The organism is Sphingopyxis sp., from assembly GCF_035565275.1.
Classification (GTDB): Bacteria; Pseudomonadota; Alphaproteobacteria; order Sphingomonadales; family Sphingomonadaceae; genus Sphingopyxis.
Genome location: NZ_DATMST010000260.1, coordinates 1 through 4,321, shown reverse-complemented (window position 1 = coordinate 4,321; position 4,321 = coordinate 1). Strand labels below are relative to the sequence as shown.

At 67.4% G+C, this 4,321-nt stretch carries 6 protein-coding genes; 5 read left to right on the top strand and 1 reads right to left on the bottom strand.

Features of this window, described 5'->3' with window-relative positions; genetic code table 11:
• Positions 1-86 precede the first annotated feature (86 nt).
• Positions 87-335: a hypothetical protein gene (locus VN047_RS17575; RefSeq protein WP_325544937.1), complete on the top strand. Its 249-nt coding sequence runs from the start codon at positions 87-89 to the stop codon at positions 333-335.
• A gap of 52 nt (positions 336-387) precedes the next feature.
• Here VN047_RS17575 and VN047_RS17570 read toward each other — a convergent pair whose 3' ends face one another.
• Entirely contained in the window at positions 388-1,020 is a 633-nt protein-coding gene (locus VN047_RS17570; RefSeq protein ID WP_325544935.1) for a TlpA disulfide reductase family protein, read from the bottom strand.
• On the opposite strand from VN047_RS17570, the gene argH reads away from it, so the two are divergent.
• The 4 genes from argH to VN047_RS17550 all read left to right on the top strand — a co-directional run.
• Positions 1,019-2,395 carry an argininosuccinate lyase gene (gene argH, locus VN047_RS17565; RefSeq protein ID WP_325544939.1) on the top strand — a complete coding sequence of 459 codons (1,377 nt, stop codon included), beginning with the start codon at positions 1,019-1,021 and terminating at the stop codon, positions 2,393-2,395. The genes VN047_RS17570 and argH overlap by 2 nt on opposite strands.
• Positions 2,395-2,646 (top strand): hypothetical protein, encoded by a 252-nt coding sequence (locus VN047_RS17560; RefSeq protein WP_325544933.1) that lies wholly within the window; start codon positions 2,395-2,397, stop codon positions 2,644-2,646. Before argH ends, VN047_RS17560 begins: the two co-directional genes overlap by 1 nt.
• Positions 2,647-2,656: 10 nt before the next feature.
• A complete protein-coding gene (gene lysA, locus VN047_RS17555) occupies positions 2,657-3,916 on the top strand; it encodes a diaminopimelate decarboxylase (RefSeq protein ID WP_325544931.1) in 1,260 nt (419 codons plus the stop codon).
• A 3-nt stretch (positions 3,917-3,919) separates the two neighbouring features.
• Positions 3,920-4,321 (top strand): bifunctional precorrin-2 dehydrogenase/sirohydrochlorin ferrochelatase (locus tag VN047_RS17550; RefSeq protein WP_325544929.1); only part of this gene is annotated, 402 nt, incomplete at its 3' end.

Genomic DNA, 4,321 nt, shown 5'->3' with positions numbered 1-4,321 from the left:
CGGGCGACCAGCACCGCCGCTGACCCTCCCTCGTACCCCGGTTTCGGGTACGCATCTCGGGTAGCGGCGCGGCGAGCGGCGCGGGCATGTTCGCGGTCGAACCCGGCATGCCGGTGACCGATCCGCGCGGCAAGGTGATCGGCTATGTGCAAGCGGTGCGCCAGACCGGCGGCGGCGTTGTCGACGCGGTGACCGTCGAGGTCGGCAATCGCGTCGCGACGCTTCCCGCGGCGAGCTTTGCCGGTTCGGGCGACATGCTTGTCACCGGGATGACCAAGGGCCAGCTCAAGGATAGTGCCGAACGGCAGGAAAGCGGCAATAGCCGTAACGATTGATCGATCGGATCCCCGAAAGGGGGAAAGCGCCGGCCTTTGTGCCGGCGCATTCTTATGAGGGTTTGACGCCGGCCTCGGCGAGCAAGGCCCCGGCCTCTTTGCCCTGCCAGTCGATCGCGCCGACGATGCGCCACAGCTCGCGGCCCCCGGCGTCGTAAAAGATGCTCGTCGGCAACGCGCTGTTCGCGGCGTCGAGCAGGCCGTTTTGAGGATCGAGATAGGGCTGCAGCGCCTTCAGTCCTGCCTTCTGGAACCATGGATCGACGATCTCGGCGCCCTGCAGGTCCTGCGCCACCGCGATCACGGTCATGCGCTCGCCGTTCTTTGCCGCAAGCGCATCGAGCGTCGGCATTTCGGCGACGCATGGCGCGCACCACGTCGCCCACAGGTTGACGAGCAGGGGTTTGCCGCGAAAGCTCGCCAGCGTCACCGAAGCGTCGTCGGGGCCTTTGAATGCGGCCGCGGGCGCGAGCTCGCCCTTGTGGCTGCGGTCGATCTGATACTCGAATTTGCCGAGGCTCTTCGCTTGGCCCGCCGAAACATTTGCTTGGCCTTGCCCGGCTTGCCCGTCCGGCTCCTTTTCCCTATCGCAGCCCGCGATCGATCCGGCCAGACACACGGCGAGGATCGCAAGGGACAGGTTTGGAACGCGGCGGATGGCGAAGACTCCGGACAGCAACAGCATGTGGGGTGGCCGCTTCGGTGGCGGCCCGGCGGCGATCATGCAAGAAATAAATGCCTCGATCCCCGTCGACAAGCGATTGTGGGAAGAGGATATCGCCGCCAGCCGGGCGCATGCGGCGATGCTGGGCGCGGCGGGCATCATCGGCGCTGACGATGCAGCGGTGATCGACCGCGGCCTCGCGCAGATCGCCGATGAATTTGCCGCGAACGGCGTCCCGGTCGACCTCGCGCTCGAAGACATTCACATGACGGTCGAATCGCGGCTGAAGGAACTGGTCGGCGAACCGGCCGGGCGCCTCCACACCGCGCGTTCGCGCAACGACCAGGTGGCGACCGATTTTCGCCTGTGGACGCGCACCGCCTGCGAGCGCATCGATGCCGGATTGAAGGCGATCCAGATTGCGCTCCTGACGCGCGCCGCGGAACATGCCGACCGCATCATGCCGGGCTTCACCCACCTGCAGGTCGCGCAGCCGGTGACGCTTGGCCATCACCTGCTCGCCTATGTCGAAATGTTCGGCCGCGACCGTGGCCGCTTCGCCGATGCGCGGGCGCGGCTGAACGAATCGCCGCTTGGCGCTGCGGCGCTCGCGGGCACCGGTTTTCCGGTCGATCGCCACGCGACGGCGAAGGCATTGGGATTTGATCGCCCGATGGCGAACAGCATCGATGCGGTGTCCGACCGTGACTTCGCGCTTGAATTCTGCGCTGCCGCGTCGATCGCGGCGATCCATCTGTCGCGCCTCGCCGAAGAGGTGGTGATCTGGGCCAGCCAGCCGTTCGGCTTCATCACGCTGCCCGACGCTTGGTCGACCGGCAGCTCGATCATGCCGCAAAAGCGCAACCCCGACGCCGCCGAACTGGTGCGCGGACGTGCCGGCATGCTGCTCGGCGCATTCCAGCGGCTCTCGGTGATCGTGAAGGGCCTGCCGCTCACCTATTCGAAGGATCTGCAGGACGACAAGGAGACGGTTTTCGGCGCCTTTGACGCGCTCGCGCTGTCGCTCGCCGCGATGACCGGCATGATCGAAACGCTGGCGTTCCGCACCGATCGCATGCGCGCGCTCGCCGCGTCGGGCTATTCGACCGCGACCGACCTCGCCGACTGGCTGGTGCGCGAGGCGGGGCTGCCATTCCGCGAGGCGCACCATGTCGTGGGCGCCTGCGTGAAGCGCGCCGAGGAACTCGGCGTCGAGCTGTCGGCGCTGCCGGCCGCCGATGCCAAGGCGATCCACGCCGCGGTTACCCCCGACGTGCTCGCGGGGCTGACCGTCGAGGCGTCGGTCGCCAGCCGCAAGAGCTATGGCGGCACGGCGCCGGAACGGGTAAGAGGGGCGATCACCGCGGCGCTTGCCGCGCTGGAAGGAAACGATTGATGGCGACCAAACGCCTCGTCATTCTGGGTATCGCCGCGACCGTGCTGCTTGGCGCGTGCGGCGGCAAGAAAGATCTGAAGCCCGTGGCGGGTCAACCCGCCGCGGCGATTCCCGTCGGCGCGACCCGCGCCCCGACCACGGAGGAGCTTACGACGCCTGACGCGCAGGCCCGGCCCGCGCGCAGCGACGAACTTCTCAAACGCTCGGAGCAGCGCGAAACCGACGACTTTGACTTGCCGCCTCCGGGCTGAGGAAATTCCAATGGATCATTTTGAATATCGTGACGGCGTGCTCTACGCCGAAGACATCCCCTTGCCGCGTATCGCCGAGGAAATCGGCACTCCCGTCTATGTCTATTCGCGCGCGACGCTCGAGCGCCACGCGCAGGTTTTCCGTGACGGGCTGAAGGACATTCCGAGAAAGCACATCGCCTTTGCGATCAAGTGCAACCCCAACCTTGGCGTTCTGCGCGTCCTTGCGCGGCAGGGCTACGGCGCCGATGTCGTGTCGGGCGGCGAGCTTGAGCGCGCATTGGCGGCGGGCATGGCGGCCGAGGACATCGTCTTTTCGGGCGTCGGCAAGACGCGCGCCGAGCTGGCGCTGGGGCTCGACCGCGGCATCGGCCAGTTCAACATCGAGCATGAGCCCGAGGGTGTCGCGCTCTCTGAAATCGCACTTGCGAAGGAAATGACGGCGCGCGCGGTGCTGCGCGTCAATCCCGACGTCGATGCAGGCACGCACGCGAAGATTTCGACCGGCAAGGCCGAAAACAAGTTCGGCGTCGGTATCGATGCGGCACCCGAAATCTTCGGGCGGTTGGCGGCGCTGCCCGGGCTGCAGATGCGCGGCATCGCGCTGCATATCGGCAGCCAGCTCACCAGCCTTGATCCGCTAGAGGCGGCGTTCGAGCGCGTCGGGCGTCTCGTCGCGGACCTGCGCGCCGCGGGCCACAGCATCACGCACGTCGACCTCGGCGGCGGGCTTGGCGTTCCGTACCGGCCCGGCGACAATCCGCCGAGCCCGGCCGAATATGGCGCGATGGTCGCGCGCGTGACGAAGGATTGGGACGTCACGCTGATGTTCGAACCCGGCCGCGTGATCGCGGGCAACACCGGCGTGCTGCTGACCGAAGTGTTGTGGGTCAAGCCCGGCGCGACGAATCCGTTCGTCATCGTCGATGCGGCGATGAACGACCTTGCGCGTCCGGCCCTTTACGATGCGTATCATGATTTCGTCGCGGTGAAGCCGACGGGCGAGACGATGACCGCGTCGATCGTCGGCCCGGTGTGCGAGACCGGCGACACCTTCGCACGCGACCGCGAAATCGATGTCGTCGAATCGGGCGACCTCGCGATCTTCCGCACCGCGGGCGCCTATGGCGCGACGATGGCATCGACCTATAACAGCCGCAGCCTCGTTCCCGAGGTGCTCGTCGACGGCGACCGCTATGTCACCGTCGCCGATCGTATTGCGGCGGGGACGATCATGGCCGCCGAGCGCGTGCCCGACTGGATCGACTGAATCATGGAGCAGCTTCCCGTCTTCCTGAACCTCCGCGGCCGTATGGTCGTGCTGGTCGGGGAGGGGGAAGTAGCCGACGCCAAGGCGCGGCTGATTATGCGTGCCGGCGGGCGGATCGTCCGCGCCCGGGAAGCGGGCGCGGTCATCGCGTTCGTCGCGCTCGACGATGAGGGCGAAGCGCGCGCTGCTGCCGAGGCGCTTCGTGCGCAGGGGTTGCTCGTAAACGTCGTCGATCGGCCCGAGCTGTGCGACTTCACGACGCCTGCGATCGTCGACCGGGCGCCGGTGACGATCGCGATCGGTACGGGCGGCGCGTCGGCGGGCCTCGCAAAGGCGGTGCGCCAGCGCATCGAAGCCTTGCTGCCCTCGCGGCTCGGCGCGCTCGCCTCGGCCTTGCACGCCGCA